This window comes from Streptomyces sp. NPDC001380, assembly GCF_042895785.1.
GTDB lineage: Bacteria > Actinomycetota > Actinomycetes > Streptomycetales > Streptomycetaceae > Peterkaempfera.
The window spans coordinates 21175-42187 of the sequence record NZ_JBIAWP010000026.1; the positions used below are offsets into that span (position 1 = coordinate 21175).

The window sequence follows — 21013 nt, forward strand, 5'->3', positions numbered from 1 at the left end:
ATGGACCCGCGAGGCACCGGCGGCATCGGCCCGGGTGTGGGGGACGGCCTCCCCGGCGGCCCCCGCCCGTCCCGGTCGGCGGCCGCCCCCTACCAGCTCACCGAGGACACCCCGGTCTACGTCATCTCGGTGGCCGCCCAGCTCTCCGGGCTGCACCCGCAGACGCTGCGGCAGTACGACCGGCTGGGCCTGGTCTCCCCGGACCGCGCGGCCGGCCGCGGCCGGCGCTACTCGGCCCGCGACATCGAGCAGCTGCGCGAGGTGCAGCGCCTCTCCCAGGAGGAGGGCATCAACCTCGCCGGCATCAAGCGGATCATCGAGCTGGAGAACCAGGTGGCCGCCCTGCAGTCGCGGGTGACCGAGCTGCTCGACGCCGTGGAGGGCGCGGCGGCCGCGATGCAGCAGCGCGAGGCGGCCGTGCACGCCTCCTACCGCCGCGACCTGGTGCCCTACCAGCAGGTGCAGCAGTCCAGCGCGCTGGTGGTCTGGCGGCCCAAGGCCAGGCGTCCGGGGCAGTAGGACCGCTCGCGTGGACGGACTCCCTGAGCCGTCGGGCGGCCGCCCGAGGCGTGTCCGGTCCGGTGCGTGGCCGGGACGGTCCGCCGGACGGATCCGCGGGCCCCTCGGGCCGCTCCGCCGGACAGGCGGTGCGCTCACGGGGTGTCCGCCGCCTCCCCGCCCTGCCTGCGCCCCTCCTCCCGCCCCATCCGCCACGCCAGCTGGAACAGGGTGTCCGCCCCGTACTGCTCGCGGACCTTCGCGATGTGGGCGGCGACGGTGCGCTGGCTGAGGCTCAGCCGGCTCGCGATCGCCTGCTGGCCCAGCCCCTCGGCGAGCAGCCGCACGATGACGCGCTGCGTCCTGCCCAGAGGGTCGGCCGGGTGCGGCATGTAGTCGTCGAACGGGTCCGCCCGCGTCCAGTCGCGTTCGAAGACGGAGAGGACGTAGGACACCGTGGCGGGGTCGTCCGTGGTGGCCGCGACGTCGTGTTCCCCGTTCACCGGCATGACCACGGTCCGCCGGTCGAAGATGAAGACCCTCTCGAAGGGCTCCTCCAGCGTCCGGACCTCCCCGCCGGCCCGGCTGAGCTCCCGGATGAAGTTGCGGACCGTGGGTGTGTGGCGCACGGAGGACTGGTAGAGCGTCCGCCTGGCGACCCCTCGCCCCAGCATGGGCAGGTCCTGCTTCAGCGCGGCCTCGAGCGATGCGGGTGCACGATGGCCGGGCTGCGCCGTGACGACCTCCCGCGTGCTGGCTGAGATCAACTGCGAGATGCGGCGGCGGATCAGGGGCTTGCCCTCGATGTACTCCGTGCGTCCCGCATCGACGACCGGCTCGGCCCGCTGGTGGAAGGCGTCGGAGAAGTCCTGGAGGAGGCGGGGAAGGCCGGCCGCGTACTCCAGCAGGTGCCCCGCGTGGGCATGCAGGGCCTCGCCCCAGCGGGCCCTGACGGTGAGCGGGTCCACCAGGACGTACTCGTCGTTGTCGACGGGCTGGGGGGCGACCAGGCCGATCCCGATGAGCTGGCGCAGTGCGGTCCGTTCGGCCCCGGACCATACGCGTTCCCTGACGCGTGGGCCTTCCGCAAGAAGGGAGCGGTACAAGGCGAGGGCGGCTTCACCGAGGACAGGGCCGGAGGGGTCGGCGAACGGGAATTCTGACGTGTTCATGTAATGTTCCTTGTGGATGCATCCGTGCGATCGCACCACCGCCGAACGGGAACACACGGTATCGGAACGGCGCGTACTCTGAATTTCCGCGGAGGACGAGGACGAGGGAGCCTGGGGTGGGCGCTGCAGGGGAGGCCGGTCCGGTGAACGGGCCCGGCGGAATGCTCTCCGCTGAGGCGCGTTCGCTCTACCTGTACGTCCTCGGCGCCGGGGGGCGCCTGCCGAGGAGACTCGTCCGCACGGGGGACCTCCCGGGAGGGCCGGACGCCTGCCGCGAGCTCGAGGACCTGGGGCTGCTGGTGCCCGACCTCGACGATCCCGACGCCCTCACGGCCGTCGACCCCCAGCGCCTCACGGTGCATCTGACCTCCTCCTGGCAGAGGCAGGCGCTGGACCTCCTGGCGAGGTCCGTCGCGCTGCCTGCCGACCTGCACGAGCTCAGTGAGGCGTACGAGGGGGTGGGCAGGGCCCCGGAGGCGGGCGGCCCCATCGAGTACGTCGAGGGGAAGGTGGAGATCAACCAGCGTCTGGTGTCCCTCCTCGAGGAGTGCTCCAAGGAGGTGCTCGCCGCCCAGCCCGGAGGCGGCAGGGGGTCCGGCACGATGAAGACGGCGATCGACCGCGACATCATGGTGCTCCGCCGGGGCGTCTCCCGGCGCACCATCTACCAGCCGAGCGCGCGGTACTCCGCGCCCACCCGGCAGTACGTGGAGCTCATGACGAAGGAGGGAGCCCAGTTCAGAACGCTGGCCGAATCCTTCGTCCGCCTGATCGTCATCGACCGCAGCGTCGCGCTGATCCCGGTGGGCGCCGACACCAGCCGGGCCGCCTTCGTGCGGGACGAGGCTGTCATCGGCTACCTCATCAGCACCTTCGAGGGGCTCTGGGAACGCTCCATACCCTTCGCCGGGAGTGCGGACGTCCCCCGCGAGGTGGTGTCCCATCTGCGGATGAAGATCGTCCGTCTCATGATGCAGGGGATCAACCACCGGGTGATCGCCCGGAACCTGGGCCTGAGCGAGCGGACACTGGCGCGTCACATCGCCGAGCTCCGCGAGGACTTCGGGGTCGAGACCCTCTTCCAGCTCGGTTGGAAGATGGCGCAGGATCCCTACCTGCTGGACGGACCAGGCGGCGAGTTCGCCCTCGACCCCTCACTCTGACCTGCGGCCGCGCAGGAGACCCGAGCGGTCTCCGGAGCTGTCCGGATCAGTCCCACACCAGGTCGTTCGCCGACGTCGGAACCAGCTTGACGGTCTGGACGGAAAGGGCGCCGGCCTGGGTGTCGCGCATCGATCCGGTGTCCCAGACGAGGTCGGAGGCTATGGCCGGTGCGGCTCCTGTGGCCAGAACCACGCCGAGGAACACTGCGGGGACGACGATGCGGCGCAATCTGCGCACGGTTCCCCTCCTTTCGGGATCAGGCCCCCGACGGCTCCTCGATCTCGGCACCGCAGGGCGAACGTATGCACTCATGATGACGCATTGCGTGGCCGCGTGTCACCGCTCCACCACGAGTTCCCTATTCGCGACAGCGGATACCGATTTCCGCAATTTTCCGGAATGTCGGATCCTGACGTTTCCCGTTCGATCCCTGCCGCCGGAAGCCCGGGCTGCGACCGGTGTTCGCTGCACCGGCCGCAACCCCCGGCGGCCGTGCGACGTCACGACCCCGTCCCTCCCCCGAGGGGACGGGGCGTCCGGCGGTGGCGCACGGCTGCCGGCACAGGAGGCTCCCCGGGGCCGCACGCCCCGCCTCCGGTGCGACTCCACGCTTTCGCGGGCGAGCCTCCGGGGACAAGGCCGGCCGGAGGTCATCTTGGTGCGTTTGCACGGACATGCAGCCCTCCGACCAGCGCGGAACCGTCCGCGGCCGGCGCGCGTCCCACCGTGCGCCCGCCGATCGGCGGGGACCCCCGCCGGTCGGCGGGGGTGGTGCGTCATGTCGATGCCAGGCGGCGAGATGACACCCGGTGCCAGTGGACGCCCGGTGTGTGCCCAGTGGACGATCGGTGCTACCCCCTCAAGGCGCCGGGCCCGGCCGCCGTTCGTCCCCCGCATACCGCACCGTCACCAGGGGCTTGGCACTCCCCCCGGTCGGCCGTTCCCCCGGAGTCGACAATGAGTGATGTCTTCATGCGCCCCGGCGCCCATCGCATGCACACCCCGCGTCGGGCCAGGGTGTTCCTCGCCGCACCGCTGATGCGGCTCACCGGCCCCGCGGACAGTGTGGTGACGCTGGCCAGCCGTACCCGGCTGACCGCGCTCCGCGCCGCGCTGCTCCGCTCGGGCGCCGCCGTCTTCAGCGCGCACCACAGCGACGCGTGGACGGTGGCCGGGCGGGTGCCCGAGCCGAGGGTCCCCTCGGACTACCGGGCGATGCAGTCCGCGGACCTGGTCTTCGCCTACGTGGGCGCCCCCCTCTCGGCCGGCGTCAGCCTCGAGCTCGGCTGGGCGTCGGCGCTGCGCAAGCCCGTGGTGCTGCTGGTGGAGGAGGCGGTCACCTACAACCCGCTGATCGCCACCATCGAGCAGGTCGCCCCGGTGCTGCCCCTGGTGTTCGACGACACCTGGTCCCCCGACGCCCTGGCGCACACCGTGGAGACCGCCCTGGACTGGGCGGGCATGGCGCTGTCCAACGCCGAGGGCTTCTGGACCGCCCCCCAGGACGACCTGTACAGCCTGCACCGGGCGGCGGTCGGCGAGGGCTGAACCGCCCGCGGCGCGCGGGACCCCACACGACGGCGGACGGCCGGCTGCGGAAGCAGCCGGCCGTCCGCCGTTCGCCGCTGCTGCCCGCCGCGGGCCGGTCGCGCCCGCGGCGGGCGCCGTCCTGCCGTCATCCGGTCCGGCAGCCCGGCAGCCCGCCAGCCCTGCGGTCCGGCCCTGCCGCCCCGCCGCCCGTGAGCGGCGGGAGGGCCGGCGCGCGTACGGGTGGCCGGGACGCCGCGGCAGGGTACGGGGCCCGGAAGGGCCGGGACGCGCCCCGGAAGGGCTCGCCATGCCACGTTGAGCGGGTTAGACTCAACTTGTCTCACGTTGGACGAGGCAGGTCGGTGCCGCCGACCGCCACCCGGCGACACGGAGGAAGCGCGAGCAGTGGACGCGAGCAAGTTCACCACCAAGACCCAGGAAGCCCTGTCGGCCGCGATCCGGCAGGCGGCGAACGCGGGCAACCCCGACGTCGCGCCGGTGCACGTGCTGCTCGCCCTGCTGGAGCAGCCCGAGGGCACCGCCCGCCCCCTGCTGGAGGCGGTCGGCGCCGACCCGCAGCGGGTCGGCGCCGCCGCGCGGCGGCTGGCCGAGGCGCTGCCCAGCGCCCAGGGCTCCACCGTGGCCGCCCCGCAGCTGGCCCGGGAGACCATGGCGGTCGTCACCGACGCCGGGAAGCGGGCGTCCGAGCTGGACGACGCCTACGTCTCCACCGAGCACCTGCTGGTCGGCGTCGCCGCGCAGGGCGGCCAGATCGCCGACGTGCTGGCGTCCGAGGGCGCCACCCCGAAGGCCCTGCTGGAGGCGTTCCGGGAGGTCCGCGGCAGCGCCCGGGTGACCAGCCCCGACCCCGAGGGCACGTACAAGGCGCTGGAGAAGTACGGGACCGACCTCACCGAGGCCGCCCGCTCCGGCCGCCTGGACCCGGTGATCGGCCGCGACCAGGAGATCCGCCGGGTCGTCCAGGTCCTCTCCCGCCGCACCAAGAACAACCCCGTCCTCATCGGCGAGCCCGGCGTCGGCAAGACCGCGGTCGTCGAGGGGCTGGCGCAGCGCATCGTGGCCGGCGACGTGCCCGAGTCGCTGCGCGGCAAGCGCCTGGTGGCGCTCGACCTGGGCGCGATGGTCGCGGGCGCGAAGTACCGGGGCGAGTTCGAGGAGCGGCTGAAGGCCGTCCTGAACGACATCAGGTCCAGCGACGGCCAGGTGATCACCTTCATCGACGAGCTGCACACCGTCGTCGGCGCGGGGGCCGGGGGCGACTCGGCGATGGACGCCGGCAACATGCTCAAGCCGATGCTGGCCCGCGGCGAGCTGCGGATGGTCGGCGCCACCACCCTGGACGAGTACCGCGAGCGGATCGAGAAGGACCCGGCGCTGGAGCGCCGCTTCCAGCAGGTCTTCGTGGGCGAGCCCACGGTCGAGGACACCATCGCCATCCTGCGCGGCCTCAAGGGCCGCTACGAGGCGCACCACAAGGTGCAGATCGCCGACGCCGCCCTGGTGGCCGCCGCGACCCTGTCGAACCGCTACATCACCTCCCGCTTCCTCCCGGACAAGGCCATCGACCTGGTCGACGAGTCGGCGTCCCGGCTGCGGATGGAGATCGACTCCTCGCCGGTGGAGATCGACGAGCTGCAGCGCTCCGTCGACCGGCTGCGGATGGAGGAGATGGCGCTGGAGAAGGAGTCCGACCCGGCGTCCGTCGCCCGGCTGGAGAAGCTCCGCCGCGACCTCGCCGACCGGCAGGAGCAGCTGTCGGGCCTGACCGCCCGCTGGGAGCAGGAGAAGCGGAGCCTCAACCGGGTCGGCGAGCTCAAGGAGCGCCTCGACGGCCTCCAGGGCCAGCTGGAGCGCGCCCAGCGCGACGGCGACTTCGAGACCGCCTCCCGGCTGATGTACGCCGAGGTGCCGGCCGCCGAGCAGGAGCTGGCGGAGGCGCAGGCCCGCGCCGCGGACGAGGACTCCGCCACCTCCTCCATGGTCAAGGAGGAGGTCGGCCCGGACGACGTCGCCGACGTGGTCTCCTCCTGGACCGGCATCCCCGCCGGGCGGCTGATGGAGGGCGAGACCGCGAAGCTGCTGCGCATGGAGGAGGAGCTGGGCCGCCGCCTGATCGGCCAGGCCGCCGCCGTCCAGGCCGTCTCCGACGCGGTGCGGCGCTCCCGCTCCGGCATCGCCGACCCGGACCGGCCCACCGGCTCGTTCCTCTTCCTCGGCCCGACCGGCGTCGGCAAGACCGAGCTGGCCAAGGCCCTCGCCGACTTCCTCTTCGACGACGAGCGGGCGATGGTCCGCATCGACATGAGCGAGTACGGCGAGAAGCACTCGGTCTCCCGGCTGGTCGGCGCCCCGCCCGGGTACGTCGGCTACGAGGAGGGCGGCCAGCTCACCGAGGCCGTGCGGCGGCGCCCGTACAGCGTGGTGCTGCTGGACGAGGTGGAGAAGGCCCACCCCGAGGTCTTCGACGTGCTGCTGCAGGTGCTGGACGACGGCCGCCTCACCGACGGCCAGGGCCGGACGGTGGACTTCCGCAACACCATCCTCATTCTCACCTCCAACCTCGGCTCGCAGTTCCTGGTGGACCCGGCGACGCCGGAGGAGCGCAAGAAGGAGCTGGTGCTGGAGAGCGTGCGCGCCGCCTTCAAGCCGGAGTTCCTCAACCGGCTGGACGACATCGTGGTCTTCGACGCCCTCGGCACCGAGGAGCTCACCCGGATCGTCGACCTCCAGGTCGCCCGGCTCGCCGACCGGCTCCGCGACCGCCGCCTCACGCTGGAGGTCACCCCCGCAGCCCGCGACTGGCTGGCGCTCACCGGGTTCGACCCCGCGTACGGGGCCCGGCCGCTGCGGCGCCTGGTGCAGTCCGCCATCGGCGACCAGCTCGCCCGGGCCATCCTGTCCGGGCGGGTGCACGACGGCGACACCGTCGCCGTCGACCGCGACGAGGCCGTCGACCGGCTCACGGTGGGACCGGCGGGGGAGCGGCCGTCGCCGGCCGAGACCCTCTGACCGCGCGTCGCCCGGCAGGCCCGTGGACGTCCCGCCCGCCGCGCGCCCGCGCGGCGGGCGGGACGTCCCGCGGGGCCGTGCCCGGCCGGCGCGTCCCGCGGTCCCGGCGGGTCCCGGGCGTGTCGGGGGAGGCCCGCGGGGCAGGCTGAGGGGAGGCGGCGGCAGCGTCCGGGCCCGAGCCGCCGCCGGCCGTCCTCCGGACCCCCGGCCCCGCGGCCGGGAGCCCGCCGCCCCGCCCCGCGGCACCGCGTCCGGACCGCCCCGCCGCCGGGCTCCGGGCGGGCGCTGCGCCACGGCGGCGCCATGGGGGAGGATGGCAGCCGAACCGTCTCGAAGGGACCAGCCGTGAGCATCGACCCGTCCTCCATCCCGTCCTTCGGCATGCCCCCGCAGCAGCCGGGCGGCGGTCAGCCGAACCCCGCACCGCCGGTGGTGGTGCCGGACCAGGAGCTGGTCAAGCAGCTGCTGGACCAGATGCAGCTCAAGCACGTCGTGGACGAGGAGGGCGACCTCACCGCGCCGTGGGAGGGCTTCCGCGTCTACTACATGTTCCGTGGCGAGGAGAACGAGCTCTTCGCCGTCCGCTCCTTCTACGACCGGGCCTACCCGATCGAGCAGAAGGGCGAGATCCTCGACCTGGTCGACGAGTGGAACCGCGACACCCTGTGGCCGAAGGTCTACACGCACACCCACGAGGACGGCGTCGTCCGCCTCATCGGTGAGTCGCAGATGATCGTCGGCATGGGGGTCAACCTGGAGTACTTCGTGACCACCACCGCGAACTGGACCAACGCCGCCGTCGGCTTCGAGCAGTGGATGGCCGAGCGCCTGGGCCTGCAGAAGGAGGTCGACGGCGAGGACGGCGAGTCCGAGCCCGGCTCCGACGAGGCCTGAGCCTCCCCGTCCGCGACGAAGGGCCCGCCCCCCTGCCGGGGGCGGGCCCTTCCGCCGTGCCGGGTACCTCTGGACTTGCTCAAGTCCGCTTTGGCCGCATCGCGCGGAGGGCACATACGCGGCACGCGCACGGATGCGCGGGAACAAAGGGGGACACCATGGGCTTCGTCATCGTCGCCGCCGTCGTCCTGGCCGTGGCGGCCGTCGCCGCCGCGTCGGGGAGGAGCCGCGGGGGCGGCCGCCGGAAGGGCCGCAGGACCGGATCGGACTCCTCCTCCTCGTGGTGGGCCGGCGGGGACTCCGGCGGGAGCTCCGGCGGCGGCCACCACTCCTGCGGCGGGGGCCACTCCTGCGGGGGCGGCCACGGCTGCGGGTCGGGCTGCGGATCGGGGTGCGGCTCCAGCTGAAAGGCCCCTGGTGATTCCTCGCTCGTACGGGTAAATCCCCCACGGGCGGGCGGAATTCGTGCTTTCCTCTCTGAGTCACCGGACGATCTTTACCGCCACGGCCGGCCGCGCCGGCGGGCACGCGGAGCGGAGAATGCTCACCACACTGCAGACCTCCTACACCGACACCCGCGCCGGGGAGCTGGCCTGGTGCCTCGGCAGCGGCCCGCTCCCGGCGCTCGCGGTGCTCGACCTCCAGTTCGGCCCGGTGGCCCTGCAGCTGCGCCTGCTCGGCGCGTCGCACCAGGTCGTGCTGGCCGCCGGGCAGGGCATCCGCTCGGAGACGGTGGCCTGCCTCCCCGGGCGGCGCGCGCCGCTGCCGGCCCGCGTCGCCGAGCACGTCCAGGGCTGGGAGTACGACTTCGCGGCCAGGGTGGAGACCCTGGCCCCGGCCGCCTTCGCCGCCCGGGCCCAGGAGCTGATCGAGCTGGTGGAGGGGCATCCGAGCGGGCTGGCCGGGGTCTTCCCCGGGGACCCCAGCGCCTTCACCGCCCTGGTGGCGGCGGGCGACGGGCGGCGGCTGCGCTGGCGCACCTGGCACGCCTACCCGCAGGAGGGGACCCTGGTCTGCACCCGGTCCGCGCTGGTCGCGCCGGCCCATGCGGAATCTGTTCGGTAATCGCTTTTCCGGTCGAACGGCCGTGGAATTCCGCATCGGTGTCCCCCGGTCGGGTGACGAGAATTCCCGCGGTCTTCCCCTAGCGTTTGTTCGTGATCGACCAGTCCACCGGAACGGCCGTCCGCCGGCCCGTCGGCGACCCGCCTGCCGCCCCGCACCGCACCCGCGCCCGCACCCGGGCACCGTCCGGGCCGGCACGGCTGCTCGTGCTGCTCGCCGCCTTCGTCTGCGCGGCCTGCGGGCTGGTCTACGAACTGGAGCTGGTCGCCCTCGGCGGGCGGCTGATCGGCGACCCGGTCACCCAGACCTCCCTCGTCCTCTCGGTGATGGTCTTCGCCATGGGCCTGGGCTCACTGCTCGCCAAGCGCCTCACCCGGCGCCCGGCCGCGGCCTTCGCCGTCGTGGAGTCGCTGCTGGCCCTGACCGGCGGCCTCTCCGGCCTCGCCCTGTACGCCTGCTGGGCCTGGCTGGGGGGGTGCCGGACCGCCACCGTGGGCCTCGCCGCCCTGATCGGGGTGCTCGTCGGTACCGAGATCCCGCTGCTGATGACCCTCGTCCAGCGCATCCGCCGGGAGGACGCGGGCCACGCCGTCGCCGACCTCTTCGCCGCCGACTACGTGGGCGCCCTCGTCGGCGGCCTCGCCTTCCCCTTCCTCCTGCTCCCGGCCCTCGGCCAGGCCGCCGGGGCGATACTGGCCGGCGCGGTCAACGCGGTCGCGGGCGGCGCGGTCGCCCTGTGGCTCTTCCGCGACGAGTCGCCGCCGCGCACCCGCCTGCTGCTCCGGGCGGGCTGCGGCCTGGTGCTGGCCGCGCTCGCCGCGGCGGCGTGCGGCACCCCCGCCGTGGAGCGCGCCGCCCGGCGGACGCTCTACGGGGACCGGGTGCGCCTCGCCGAACAGGGCCTCCACCAGGAGGTCGTCCTCACCGGGACGGCCTCCGGCGCCGGACTGCGGCTCTACCTCGACGGACGGCCCGTCCTGTGCGCCGCCGACCGGGACCGCCTCCCGCAGGCCCTGACGCGGCCGGCCATGGCCGGCCCGCACCGCCGGGTGCTGGTCCTCGGCGGGGGCGGCGGCCTCGTCGTCCGGGAGGTGCTGCGGCACCCGGGCGTGCGCCGGGTCGTGGCCGTGCAGCCCGACCCCGACGTCACCCGGCTCGCCCGCACCGACCCGGCACTGACCGCGCTCAACGGGCACGCGCTGGACGATCCCCGGGTCCTGGTCGCCGCGGCCGACCCCCTGGTCTGGCTGCGCGGCGCGGCGGCCGCCGAACCCCCGTTCGACGTCGTCCTCGTCGACCCGCCCGGGCCCGGGGGCGCGCACGGCGCGGACCTCCGGACGGAGGAGTTCTACGGACTGGCCGCACGCCTGCTCGCCCCCCGCGGCCGGCTCGCCGTGGCGGCCGGGCCGTTCGGGGCGGGGTCCGGGACCGCCGACCGGGGCCGGTTCAGGACCGTGGAGGCGACGCTGCGCGCCGTGCCGCTGCGGACCGCCGCGTACACCGTGCGCCAGGCCGCGTCCGGCTGCGGGAGCACGGCGGACCAGGGGTTCCTCCTCGCCGCGCCGCCCGGGGGCGGGGCGCTTGCGCGTCCGGTTCCCCCCGCCGTCCCCGCGGCCTCCGGCACCGGTCCGCTCCCGCCCCCGGAGACCCTCCTCCGGCCGCTGCGGTGAGGACACCCCGGAGCACCGCCGCCCGTACCGCTCACCGCCCGTCCCTGCCGCCCGCCCTGCCGCCCGCTCCCGGCTCACGCCGCACGCCCCCCTTGCGCTCCGCGCGCCGACCGCCGCCGGGGCCGTCCAGGGGCTGTGCCGGGGCCTGCGGACCTGCGGCGGGAGGGTCGGCGGGCCGGGGTCCGCGCGTCCACGGCGCAAGGCCCTTCGCGACCGCGGCAGGTGGGTAGGCTCCCCACATGGAGCATCAGGTCCCCGTCCCGCTTCCGGCCCGGCTCGTCCGGCAGGCGCTCCGCGAACCCGGCCTGCTGGCCCGGTGCGTCCCGGGGCTGACCGTCGACGGTCCTGAACCCGGAGTGCCGCAGCCGGACGGACCGGGTTCCGGCGGGCCGGACCGGGCGGACGGCACCGTCTCCGGGCGGCTGCGCCTGCGGGTCGGCGGCGCCAGCATCACCTACCGCGGCGAGTTCGCCGTCGCCCCGGACGGCGACGGCGGGGACGGTGACGGTGGGGACGGCGACGGCGGGGACGGCGCCGTCTCGGTCACCGCCGAGGCCCGCGAGGTGCGCGGCGCCGGGCAGGTGTCCCTGGCCCTGCGCGTCGCCGTCGAGGAGGGGCCCGCCGGCTCCGGCACGGCGGTGCTGGTGGTCACCGGCAAGGTCGCCGTCCAGGGCCGCCTGGCCGAGGCCGATCCGGCGGCGGCCGCCGCAGCCGGACAGCGTCTGCTGGAGCGGACGGCCGCCGCGCTCGCCGCGGAGCACGCCGCCGGCGACCCCGCCGGGGACGGCTCCGCCGGGGCCGCCGCCCCCGAGGACCGGACCGGTGACGCCGGGGACATCGACGACCCGGCGGCGGACGGACCGGAGGTGCCCGCCGAGGCCGCCGGGACGGTCGACGCCCGCCTGGAGGAGCTGGAGGGACTGGAGGACCCGGACGCCCCCGGGGCCGCCCCCCTCCCGGACCACGGCGCCCTCCCGCTCCCCGGCGACCCGCTCCCCGGCGGCCGGGCCGCGGCCGGGGGCGCCGACGGCGCGGACCCGCTCGACGGGCCGGTCCGCCGCTCCATCGTGGGCCGCTCCGCGGAGGAGGTCGACCACGCCCCGCCCCGCGGCCGGTACGCGCCGGCGCTGCCCGCCCGCGGCGCCCGCGGCAGGGTGGCGGCCCGCAGGCCCGGCGCCGACCGCGGACCGGCCACGCCGGTGGCCGCGCCGGACGCCGACCGCAGCCTGCTGCCCTGGGTGATCGGGGGCGGGGCGGCCGTGGTGGGCGGTGCGGTCGCGCTGGCCCGCGTCCTGCGCAGGCGCTGACCGGGGCGGCCGGGCCCGCCGCCCGCCCCTCCGCCCCGCCCCTCCGCCCTGCCTCTCCGCCCCTCCGCCCCGTCCCGTGCGACCTCCCCGCCCGTCCGCCTCCCGCCCCGCCACCCCGCCCGCCCGCCGCAACGAAGACGGAGCCCCCTTGACCAGCGCTGCCGCCGACCTCCTCCCGGACACCCCGTCCGCCGTCCGCCTCACCGCCGGCGAGGCCGCGCTGACGGTGCTGCCCGACGCGGGCTGCCGCCTCGGCAGCCTGCGCATCGGCGGCCTGGAACTCCTCCGCCGGCCCCCGGCGGAGCCCGACGCCGCACCCTCGGACCGGCTCTTCGGCTGGGGCAGCTTCCCGATGGTCCCCTGGGCCGGCCGGGTGGACCGCGGGGTCTTCAACAACGGCCCGGTGCGGCACCGGCTGCCCACCGACGTGCTGCCGCCGCACGCGATCCACGGCACGGCGCTGACCGGGGCCTGGCGGCTCGCAGCGCCGCCGACCGACCGGGAGGCCGTCTTCGTCCACGACCTGGCGGACCCGTGGCCCTACCCCGGACGGGTCACCCAGCGCTTCGTGCTCGGGCCGGACGAGCTGCGCACCACCCTGGAGGTGGAGACGCGCGGTGACTCCTTCCCGGCACAGGTCGGCTGGCACCCCTGGTTCCTGCGGCACCCCCTCGGCGCGCCGGAGGGCAGCCGGCCGCTCCAGGTGGACTTCGCGCCCGCGTGGCAGGAGGAGCGCGGCGCCGACCACCTGCCCACCGGCCGGCGCATCGAGCCGCAGCCGGGCCCCTGGGACGACTGCTTCGGCATGCCGGACGGCGTCCGGGCCGTCCTGGACTGGCCGGACCTGCTGCGGATGACCGTCACCAGCGACTGCCGCTGGGCGGTGGTCTTCGACCAGCTGGGCGACGCCCTCTGCTTCGAGCCGCAGAGCGGGCCGCCCAACGGCCTCAACACCCGGCCCCGCATGGTCACCCCGATCGACCCCCTGGAGGCGGAGACGGTCTGGCGGTGGGAGCGCCCGTGAGGCGCCGGCCGCCGGGCGAACTAGGCTGGTGGTCCATGAGCAACGACCGTGACGCCCTGCTGGCGCAGATCAAGGACAAGGCCGTCGTCCACGGCAGGGTCACCCTCTCCTCCGGCAAGGAGGCCGACTACTACGTCGACCTGCGCCGCATCACGCTCGACGGCGAGGCCGCCCCGCTGGTGGGCCGTGTGATGCTGGACCTCACCGCCGACCTGCCGTACGACGCCGTCGGCGGCCTGACCCTGGGTGCCGACCCGGTCGCCGCCGCGATGCTGCACGCCGCCGCGGCCCGCGGCCGCCGCCTGGACGCCTTCGTCGTCCGCAAGACCGGCAAGGCGCACGGCCTCCAGCGCCGGATCGAGGGCCCGGACGTCCGGGGCCGCCGGGTGCTGGCCGTGGAGGACACCTCCACCACCGGCGGCTCGGTCCTGACCGCGGTGGAGGCGCTGCGCGAGGCGGGCGCCGAGGTGGTCGGCGTCGCGGTGATCGTGGAGCGCGGCGCCGCCCCGGCCGTCAAGGAGGCGGGCCTGCCCTACTACACCGCCTACGTCCCCGGCGACCTCGGCCTGGACTGACCGCCTCCCCGGACGGCGGGGGCCGGACCGGTCCGGTACACGGCCGAGGGCGGATGTTCCACGTGGAACATCCGCCCTCGGCCGTGTAACCGACCGCACCGCGCCCGGGGGGGCGCCCCCCGGGCCCGGCGCGGGGCCGGGGGGCGCCGGCCCCGCGGGCCCCCCCCCCCCCCGGCCGTGTACCGGACCGCTCAGCGCCGGCGGTGCCGCCCGCCGCCCTGCCCGGCCGTGTCCCGGGCGTACGGGGCGTCGACCTCCGGCTCGAGGTCGAGGCCCGCCTTCTTCTTCCGCCGCTCGCGCCACACCTCGACCAGGATCGGCGAGACCGACAGCAGCACGATGAGCGCCATGGCCGGGATGAGGTACTTGTCGATCACACCGGCCAGCTGGTCGCCGGTGAGGTAGCCGATGAGCAGCATGGACTCGGTCCACAGCACGCCGCCGACGACGTTCCAGACGAAGAAGGTGCGGGCCGGCATCTCCAGGGTGCCCGCCACCGGGTTGAGGAAGGTCCGCACGATGGGGATGAAGCGGGCCATGACCACGGCCTTGGCCGGCCCGAACTTGCCGAAGTAGTACTCGGCCTTCTCCACGTACTCCCGCCGGAAGACCTTCGACTCGGGTTTGTCGAACATCCGCGGGCCGACCTTGGCGCCGATGAGGTGGCCCAGCTGCGCCCCCGCGACGGCCGCCAGGGGGGCGCCCAGCAGGAGGGCCGCGATGGGCATCTGGACGCCCTCGCCGAAGACCTTGGCGGCGGCGCCGGAGGCGGCCACGCCGGCCAGGATCAGCAGGGAGTCGCCGGGGAAGAAGAAGCCGATCAGCAGGCCCGTCTCGGCGAAGATGATCGCGAGGATCCCGATCGCGCCGAGCGAGGAGATCAGCGACTTGGCGTCGAGGAGGTTGAGCGCGAGCGTCGTCGTGTCCACCGGTGCAGAGTAGCGGGACGGCCTCCGGCGACCACGAGTCCGCCCCTGCGGCGGCCGCGCCGCACCCGGGGCCCGGGCGCCCGCCGTCCCCCGCCTCCGGACCCTCCCCCGCCGCGGCCCGTCCGGCGCCGACGCGCCCGCCGTCCCGCCTGACGGGCAGGAAGGTGAAGCCCAGGGCCTCTTCTGGGAGGATGGCACAGGCGTTCACCGTACGTACACCGCACACCGACAGGAGCGGATTCGCATGCCCATCGCAACTCCCGAGGTCTACTCCGAGATGCTGGACCGGGCCAAGGCGGGCAAGTTCGCCTACCCGGCCATCAACGTCACCTCGTCGCAGACCCTGCACGCCGCGCTGCGCGGGTTCGCCGAGGCGGAGAGCGACGGCATCATCCAGATCTCCACCGGGGGCGCCGAGTTCCTGGGCGGCCAGTACAGCAAGGACATGGTGACCGGCGCCGTGGCGCTGGCCGAGTTCGCGCACATCGTGGCCGAGAAGTACCCGGTCACCGTGGCGCTGCACACCGACCACTGCCCCAAGGACAAGCTGGACGGCTACGTCCGCCCGCTGATCAAGGTGTCGCAGGACCGCGTCGCCCAGGGCCGCAACCCCCTCTTCCAGTCCCACATGTGGGACGGCTCCGCCGAGACCCTCGCCGACAACCTGGAGATCGCCCAGGAGCTGCTCGCCGAGGCCGCCAAGGCGAAGATCGTCCTCGAGGTCGAGATCACCCCGACCGGCGGCGAGGAGGACGGCGTCTCCCACGAGATCAACGACGAGCTGTACACCTCCGTCGCCGACGCGGTCCGCACCGCCGAGGCCCTCGGCCTGGGGGAGAAGGGCCGGTACCTGCTGGCCGCCTCCTTCGGCAACGTCCACGGCGTCTACAAGCCGGGCAACGTCGTCCTCAAGCCGGAGCTGCTGCGCGAGCTGCAGGACGGCGTGGGTGCGAAGTTCGGCCGGAAGGACCCGTTCTACTTCGTCTTCCACGGCGGCTCCGGCTCCACCGCCGAGGAGATCTCCACCGCCCTGGAGCACGGCGTCGTCAAGATGAACATCGACACCGACACCCAGTACGCCTTCACCCGCCCGGTCGTGGATCACATGTTCCGCAACTACGACGGCGTCCTGAAGGTCGACGGCGAGGTCGGCCGGAAGTCCACCTACGACCCGCGGACCTGGGGCAAGCTCGCCGAGGCCGGCATGGCCTCCCGCGTCGTCGAGGCCGCGCAGAGCCTGCGCTCCGCCGGCGCGAAGCTCAAGTAGGCGTCACCCCGGCGCCCCGGCGCGGACTCCCGCGCCGGGGCACCGGCGTGCCCGCACCCGTCGGGCCCACCCGTCAGACTGGTGCCATGAACCTCCACGAGAACCTGCTCGGGGGCCCGCCCCCGACGCACCTGCCCGCCGAGCCCGAGCCGGCGGAGCTGCTGGCCTCCGGCGCCTCCCCGGCCGAGGTGGCCGCCGCGCACCCCACCTCCTCCCTGGCCTGGGCGCAGCTCGCCGACGACGCCTTCGCCGGCGGCCGGGTGGTCGAGTCCTACGCCTACGCCCGCACCGGCTACCACCGCGGCCTGGACGCGCTGCGCCGCAGCGGCTGGAAGGGCCACGGCCCGGTGCCGTGGGAGCACGAGCCCAACCGCGGTTTCCTGCGCGCCCTGCACGCCCTGGCCCGCGCCGCCGACGCGATCGGCGAGAAGCCCGAGGCCGAGCGCTGCGCCCAGTTCCTGCGCGACAGCTCGCCCACCGCGGCGGACACCCTCGGCTGACGGCCGCCCCGCCCCTGGCGCCGCCCGCCGCGGCGGCGCCGGGGGCGCACACCGGCGGCCCTTCCCCCCGGACCGGGGCACATGATAGGGATCACAACGGTTCGCGGAGCCGATGAGGAGACCCCTGTGAACGACCCCGACACCAATCCCGCCGCCGTCACCGGAGACTCCGCGCAGGGCACACCCACCCTGGAGTTCGAGGGGACGACCCCGTACGAGGACTACGTGCACGCCTCCGTGCTCACGGGCCTCCAGCAGCCGCTCTCCGACGATCCGGGCGAGATGGCCTTCCTGGTCACCACCCAGGTCATGGAGCTGTGGTTCACCCTGCTCGTCCACGAGTGGCGCACCGCCCGGGACGCCCTGTTCAAGGACGACACCGAACGGGCGATGGAGGCGCTGCGCCGCAGCCTCACCGCGCACCGGGCGCTCAACGACTCCTGGCGGCCCATCGCCGCCCTCACCCCGGCGCAGTTCAACGCCTACCGCACCGCGCTGGGCGAGGCCTCGGGCTTCCAGTCGGCGATGTACCGGCAGGTGGAGTTCCTGCTGGGCGACAAGTCGCTGTCGCTGCTCCGCCCCCACCGGGGCCACCCCCGGGTGTACGCGGAGCTGGAGGCGGCCCTCGCCGAGCCGTGCCTCTACGACGCGGTGATGGACCACCTGCACCGGCAGGGCCTGCCGGTGCCCCGGGAGGTGCTGGACCGCGACGTGACGCAGCGCTGGACCCCGCACCCCGGCGTCGAGGAGGTGTGGCGGCAGGTCTACGCCGGCCCCCAGGGCAGCCCGCCGGTCGCCCTCGGCGAGGTGCTCACCGACGTCGGCGAACTGGTGTGGCGCTGGCGCAGCGACCACCTGCTGGCCACCCGCCGCGCCATGGGCGCCAAGGCGGGCAGCGGCGGGTCGCCGGGCGTGGCGTGGCTGGAGAAGCGGGCCGCGCGCTCGGTCTTCCCGGAGCTGTGGACGGCCCGCAGCCATGTCTGACGCCCTGCTGGGCGGCGGACCGCACCGCGCCGCCCCGGCCGCCCGCCCCGCCGTGTCCGCCGCCGCCCCGCCGACCGCCGCGGCCCCGCCGACCGCCGCCGCCTGCGGCCCCGCCGAGGAGGAGCGCCGGGCCCTGGGCAGGCCGCCGGCGGAGCCGCCGCGGACCCTGCGCTACGGCGGCCACCCGGACCAGGTCTGCGACCTGTGGCGGGCCGCCGACCCGGACGCCCCCACGGTGCTGCTGCTCCACGGCGGGTTCTGGAAGCAGCAGTACGACCGGCGCCACCTCTCGCCGCTCGCCGCCCACCTGGCCGCCTCCGGCTTCCACGCCGTGCTGGCGGAGTACCGGCGGGTGGGGGGCGCCGGGGGCTGGCCGGGGACCCTGGACGACACCGCCGCGCTGGTCGACGCCGCGGCGTCCGGCACCCTGGCGGCCGACGTGCCGTCCTCGGGGAGGGCGCCGCTGCTGCTCGGCCACTCGGCCGGCGGGCACCTGGCGCTGTGGGCGGCGGCCCGGCACCTCCTCCCGTCCGACGCGCCGTGGCGCGGCGGGCGGCGGCCGCGCGGCGTGCTCGCCGTCGCCCCGGTGGCCGACCTCGCCGCCGCCGTCGCGGACGGCAGCGGCGGCGGTGCCGCGGCCGCCTTCCTCGGCGGTGCCGACCGGGTCGCGGAGCGTCTGCCGTACGCGGACCCGGCGGCCCTCGGGCCGACCGGGGTCCCCACCGTCGTGGTGCACGGCGAGGACGACCCGGACGTCCCGGTCGCCCGCTCCCGGGCGTACGCGGCGGCCGACCCGGCGGTGCGGATGCTCCCGCTGCCCGGGGTGGGCCACTTCGCGCCCGTGGACCCCGGCACGGCGGCGTGCGGGGTGCTGCTGGACGCCCTGCGCGCCCTGGACGCGGCCACGGCGGCCCCGGCGGCCCCGCCCGCGGACGGCGCCCCGGAGGCCCCGGAGGAGGGAGGCCGGTGAACGCGCCGTCCGCCGAGGCCCTCGGCTTCGACCCCTGGTCGCCCGCCTTCGTGGCGCACCCCTACGACGTGTACGCCCGGCTGCGGGAGCAGGCCCCGGTGGCCCGCTACGAGCCCACCGGCCAGTGGCTGGTCTCCCGCCACGCGGACGTCTCGGCGCTGCTGCGGGACCGCCGTCTGGGCCGCACCTACCTGCACCGCTTCGGCCACGAGGAGTTCGGCCGCACCCCGCCGCCGCCCGAGCACGAGCCCTTCCACACCCTCAACGGGCACGGGCTGCTCGACCTGGAGCCGCCCGACCACACCCGCATCCGCCGCCTGGTGTCCAAGGCCTTCACCCCGCGCATGGTGGAGTCGCTGCGCCCCACCGTGCGGCGGCTCGCGGAGGAGCTGGCGGCCGGCCTGGTCGCGGACGGCGGGGGCGACCTGGTGGCCCGGGTCGCCGAGCCGCTGCCGGTCGCGGTGATCGCCGAGATGCTGGGCGTCCCGGAGGCGGACCGCGGCCTGCTGCGGCCCTGGTCGGAGGCGATCACCGGCATGTTCGAGCTGAACCCCTCCGAGGAGGCGGCGGCCCGCGCGGTGCGGGCCTCCACGGAGTTCTCGGACTACCTGCGGGCCCTGGCCGCCGAGCGCCGCCGCAACCCCGGCGGCGACCTGGTCTCGGCCCTGGTCGCCGCCCACGACGAGGGGGACCGGCTCAGCGAGCAGGAGCTGGTCTCCACCTGCGTGCTGCTGCTCAACGCCGGCCACGAGGCGACCGTGAACACCACGGCCAACGGCTGGTGGGCGCTGCTGCGCCACCCGGACCGGCTCGCGCAGCTGCGGGCCGACCCGGAGCGGCTGCTGCCCACCGCGGTCGAGGAGCTGATGCGGTACGACACGCCGCTGCAGATGTTCGAGCGGTGGGTGCTGGACGACATCGAGGTCGCCGGGGTGCGGATCCCGCGCGGCTCGGAGGTGGCGCTGCTGTTCGGCTCCGCCAACCGGGACCCGGCGCGGTTCGCGGACCCGGACCGGCTGGACCTGGCCCGGGCCGACAACCCCCACATCAGCTTCGGCGCGGGCATCCACTTCTGCCTGGGCGCCCCGCTGGCGCGGCTGGAGCTCGCCGAGTCCTTCGGCGCGGTGCTGCGGGCCGCGCCGCGGCTGTCGCCGGTGCGGGAGCCGCAGTGGCGGCCCGGCTACGTCATCCGCGGCCTGGCGGAGCTGCCCGTCGAGGTGTGACGGACCGGCCTGCGGGAGGCGGCCGGCCGGGGCCCGGCGGCCCCGGCCCCGGCCCGCCGGTGCCTCCGGCCGGCGCCGCCCGGCCGGGGCCGCCGCCCGTTCATGGCGGTGCGTCAGGAATGCCGCGCGGAGGGCACCGTGAGCCGCCAGGCCGCGGGCCGGACGGTCCAGGTGCGGAAGCGGACGGGCCCGGCGAACCCGCTGTCCGCCTCGTAGCTGAAGCCGCGTCCGGAGACCGTGACGGTGCGGGCCCGGACCCGCAGGCCGTGGCCGGCCGCCGAGGGGGAGCGGACCAGCACCTCCACCGCGCCGTCGGCCGGCCCGGGCCGCCAGACCGCCTCCCCGTGGAGCGCGGCGAGGGCGGCGAGCCGGACGGCCACCAGGTGCACCGGCCGGTCGGTGTCGGCGAGGAGGGTGCCGTCGGCCTCGATCCGCAGCCGCTGGCCGGGTCCGTCGTGCGCGGCCGCCGGTCCGGCGAGCACCGCGCGGGCGAGGCTGCGGGCCGTACGGCCGAGCCGCGCCGGCACCAGCAGGGAGCGCCAGCCGGACTTCGCCGGGGTCGTCTGCCCGGCCGCAGCGGATTTCGCCGAGAGCGAACAGCACGGAGGGCCTTCCCCGTCCTCGTACGCCCGGACGGCCGTCGGCCACCCGTCCGGCGGGCCGTCGGCCCCCGGCGCCCCGGGGTGCGGCCCGGCGTCCGCCGCCGGCCGGTTCTCCCCGCTGCCGCGGACGCCCGGCCGCAGCGGCGGACGCCCCGGGATGCACAGGCCGCCGAGCACCACCCCGCCGCTGTCGTCCACCAGCAGGTCCAGGCTCCGCTCGCCGCCGCCCAGGACCGCCCGGGCCGCCGCCACCGGCTCCGTCGGGACGCCCAAAGCCCTGGCCAGCGCGGTGGAGGGGGTGCCGCCCACCGGTATGAGGCCCACCGCGCCGGCGCCCAGTTCCCGCTGCCGGTGCAGGGTCTGCACCACCCGCTGCAGCGCCCGGTCGTCGCCCACCACCACCGGCCGCTTGCGGCCCCGGTGGGCGAGCACCCGGTCGAGCTCCGCCGCCGTCTCCGGCACCGCGACCTTCACCGCGGCGGCGCCGCGGAGCACGTCCCCGGCGATCCGCACCGACTCCCCGTCCGCCCGCCGGGCGGCGGGGTCGATGACCACCAGCAGCGGCTGCCCTGCCGTGTGCTCGGACGACACCAGCGGTCCTTCCTCAGG

Annotated in this window: 20 protein-coding genes; 16 read left to right on the forward strand and 4 right to left on the reverse strand. The window is 75.8% G+C overall.

What is annotated here, in order from left to right; translation table 11 throughout:
• Positions 1 to 519: a heat shock protein transcriptional repressor HspR gene (locus ACFY07_RS24990; RefSeq protein WP_390871805.1), complete on the forward strand. Its 519-nt coding sequence runs from the start codon at positions 1 to 3 to the stop codon at positions 517 to 519.
• A gap of 134 nt (positions 520 to 653) precedes the next feature.
• On the opposite strand, the gene ACFY07_RS24995 is transcribed toward ACFY07_RS24990, so the two are convergent.
• Positions 654 to 1670 carry a LuxR C-terminal-related transcriptional regulator gene (locus ACFY07_RS24995; protein ID WP_390871807.1) on the reverse strand — a complete coding sequence of 339 codons (1017 nt, stop codon included), beginning with the start codon at positions 1668 to 1670 and terminating at the stop codon, positions 654 to 656.
• 116 nt (positions 1671 to 1786) lie between these two features.
• On the opposite strand from ACFY07_RS24995, the gene ACFY07_RS25000 reads away from it, so the two are divergent.
• On the forward strand, positions 1787 to 2833 hold the full coding sequence (locus ACFY07_RS25000; protein ID WP_390871809.1) for a helix-turn-helix domain-containing protein: 1047 nt from the start codon (positions 1787 to 1789) through the stop codon (positions 2831 to 2833).
• A 46-nt stretch (positions 2834 to 2879) separates the two neighbouring features.
• Here ACFY07_RS25000 and ACFY07_RS25005 read toward each other — a convergent pair whose 3' ends face one another.
• Positions 2880 to 3071, reverse strand: a complete 192-nt coding sequence (locus ACFY07_RS25005) for a hypothetical protein (RefSeq protein ID WP_390871810.1) — start codon at positions 3069 to 3071, stop codon at positions 2880 to 2882.
• 720 nt (positions 3072 to 3791) lie between these two features.
• Here ACFY07_RS25005 and ACFY07_RS25010 point away from each other — a divergent pair.
• The 9 genes from ACFY07_RS25010 (at position 3792) to pyrE (ending at position 13929) form a co-directional block, all read left to right on the forward strand.
• Positions 3792 to 4382 carry a hypothetical protein gene (locus tag ACFY07_RS25010; protein ID WP_230746418.1) on the forward strand — a complete coding sequence of 197 codons (591 nt, stop codon included), beginning with the start codon at positions 3792 to 3794 and terminating at the stop codon, positions 4380 to 4382.
• A gap of 387 nt (positions 4383 to 4769) precedes the next feature.
• Positions 4770 to 7394: an ATP-dependent chaperone ClpB gene (gene clpB, locus ACFY07_RS25015; protein ID WP_390871811.1), complete on the forward strand. Its 2625-nt coding sequence runs from the start codon at positions 4770 to 4772 to the stop codon at positions 7392 to 7394.
• A 345-nt stretch (positions 7395 to 7739) separates the two neighbouring features.
• A complete protein-coding gene (locus tag ACFY07_RS25020) occupies positions 7740 to 8288 on the forward strand; it encodes a YbjN domain-containing protein (protein WP_230746427.1) in 549 nt (182 codons plus the stop codon).
• Positions 8289 to 8446: 158 nt separating this feature from the next.
• Positions 8447 to 8695 (forward strand): hypothetical protein, encoded by a 249-nt coding sequence (locus tag ACFY07_RS25025; RefSeq protein ID WP_390871812.1) that lies wholly within the window; start codon positions 8447 to 8449, stop codon positions 8693 to 8695.
• Positions 8696 to 8828: 133 nt separating this feature from the next.
• A complete protein-coding gene (locus ACFY07_RS25030) occupies positions 8829 to 9353 on the forward strand; it encodes a DUF2617 family protein (RefSeq protein WP_390871813.1) in 525 nt (174 codons plus the stop codon).
• Positions 9354 to 9445: 92 nt separating this feature from the next.
• Positions 9446 to 11023: a fused MFS/spermidine synthase gene (locus ACFY07_RS25035; protein WP_390871814.1), complete on the forward strand. Its 1578-nt coding sequence runs from the start codon at positions 9446 to 9448 to the stop codon at positions 11021 to 11023.
• Between the two features lie 239 nt (positions 11024 to 11262).
• Positions 11263 to 12330 carry a hypothetical protein gene (locus tag ACFY07_RS25040; RefSeq protein ID WP_390871815.1) on the forward strand — a complete coding sequence of 356 codons (1068 nt, stop codon included), beginning with the start codon at positions 11263 to 11265 and terminating at the stop codon, positions 12328 to 12330.
• Positions 12331 to 12478: 148 nt separating this feature from the next.
• Positions 12479 to 13354, forward strand: a complete 876-nt coding sequence (locus ACFY07_RS25045) for an aldose 1-epimerase (RefSeq protein WP_390871816.1) — start codon at positions 12479 to 12481, stop codon at positions 13352 to 13354.
• A 35-nt stretch (positions 13355 to 13389) separates the two neighbouring features.
• Positions 13390 to 13929 carry an orotate phosphoribosyltransferase gene (gene pyrE, locus ACFY07_RS25050; protein WP_230746438.1) on the forward strand — a complete coding sequence of 180 codons (540 nt, stop codon included), beginning with the start codon at positions 13390 to 13392 and terminating at the stop codon, positions 13927 to 13929.
• 191 nt (positions 13930 to 14120) lie between these two features.
• Here the strand turns inward: pyrE and ACFY07_RS25055 are convergent, their stop codons facing one another.
• Positions 14121 to 14858, reverse strand: coding sequence for a DedA family protein (locus ACFY07_RS25055; protein WP_230746441.1), 738 nt, complete (start codon positions 14856 to 14858; stop codon positions 14121 to 14123).
• A 238-nt stretch (positions 14859 to 15096) separates the two neighbouring features.
• Here ACFY07_RS25055 and fbaA point away from each other — a divergent pair, with 238 nt between their 5' ends.
• The 5 genes from fbaA to ACFY07_RS25080 all read left to right on the forward strand — a co-directional run bounded on the left by fbaA (position 15097) and on the right by ACFY07_RS25080 (position 19802).
• Positions 15097 to 16125: a class II fructose-bisphosphate aldolase gene (fbaA, locus tag ACFY07_RS25060; protein ID WP_390871844.1), complete on the forward strand. Its 1029-nt coding sequence runs from the start codon at positions 15097 to 15099 to the stop codon at positions 16123 to 16125.
• An 86-nt stretch (positions 16126 to 16211) separates the two neighbouring features.
• A complete protein-coding gene (locus ACFY07_RS25065) occupies positions 16212 to 16625 on the forward strand; it encodes a DUF3151 domain-containing protein (protein WP_390871817.1) in 414 nt (137 codons plus the stop codon).
• Between the two features lie 81 nt (positions 16626 to 16706).
• Positions 16707 to 17609, forward strand: coding sequence for a tryptophan 2,3-dioxygenase (locus ACFY07_RS25070; protein WP_390871818.1), 903 nt, complete (start codon positions 16707 to 16709; stop codon positions 17607 to 17609).
• Complete coding sequence (locus ACFY07_RS25075) at positions 17602 to 18579, forward strand: alpha/beta hydrolase (protein ID WP_390871819.1); 978 nt, start codon at positions 17602 to 17604, stop codon at positions 18577 to 18579. The genes ACFY07_RS25070 and ACFY07_RS25075 overlap by 8 nt, the downstream gene beginning before the upstream one ends.
• A complete protein-coding gene (locus ACFY07_RS25080) occupies positions 18576 to 19802 on the forward strand; it encodes a cytochrome P450 (protein WP_390871820.1) in 1227 nt (408 codons plus the stop codon). The genes ACFY07_RS25075 and ACFY07_RS25080 overlap by 4 nt, the downstream gene beginning before the upstream one ends.
• A 113-nt stretch (positions 19803 to 19915) precedes the next feature.
• On the opposite strand, the gene ACFY07_RS25085 is transcribed toward ACFY07_RS25080, so the two are convergent.
• Positions 19916 to 20995 (reverse strand): diacylglycerol kinase, encoded by a 1080-nt coding sequence (locus ACFY07_RS25085; protein WP_390871821.1) that lies wholly within the window; start codon positions 20993 to 20995, stop codon positions 19916 to 19918.
• Positions 20996 to 21013 lie beyond the last annotated feature (18 nt).

Excerpts from the sequence above, each read along its gene's own strand:
- ACFY07_RS24990 (WP_390871805.1), top strand. The coding sequence starts at position 1 with ATGGACCCGCGAGGCACCGGCGGCATCGGCCCGGGTGTGGGGGACGGC.
- ACFY07_RS24995 (WP_390871807.1), bottom strand. The coding sequence starts at position 1,670 with ATGAACACGTCAGAATTCCCGTTCGCCGACCCCTCCGGCCCTGTCCTC.
- ACFY07_RS25010 (WP_230746418.1), top strand. The coding sequence starts at position 3,792 with ATGAGTGATGTCTTCATGCGCCCCGGCGCCCATCGCATGCACACCCCG.
- ACFY07_RS25025 (WP_390871812.1), top strand. The coding sequence starts at position 8,447 with ATGGGCTTCGTCATCGTCGCCGCCGTCGTCCTGGCCGTGGCGGCCGTC.
- ACFY07_RS25030 (WP_390871813.1), top strand. The coding sequence starts at position 8,829 with ATGCTCACCACACTGCAGACCTCCTACACCGACACCCGCGCCGGGGAG.
- ACFY07_RS25040 (WP_390871815.1), top strand. The coding sequence starts at position 11,263 with ATGGAGCATCAGGTCCCCGTCCCGCTTCCGGCCCGGCTCGTCCGGCAG.
- pyrE (WP_230746438.1), top strand. The coding sequence starts at position 13,390 with ATGAGCAACGACCGTGACGCCCTGCTGGCGCAGATCAAGGACAAGGCC.
- ACFY07_RS25065 (WP_390871817.1), top strand. The coding sequence starts at position 16,212 with ATGAACCTCCACGAGAACCTGCTCGGGGGCCCGCCCCCGACGCACCTG.
- ACFY07_RS25070 (WP_390871818.1), top strand. The coding sequence starts at position 16,707 with ATGATAGGGATCACAACGGTTCGCGGAGCCGATGAGGAGACCCCTGTG.
- ACFY07_RS25075 (WP_390871819.1), top strand. The coding sequence starts at position 17,602 with ATGTCTGACGCCCTGCTGGGCGGCGGACCGCACCGCGCCGCCCCGGCC.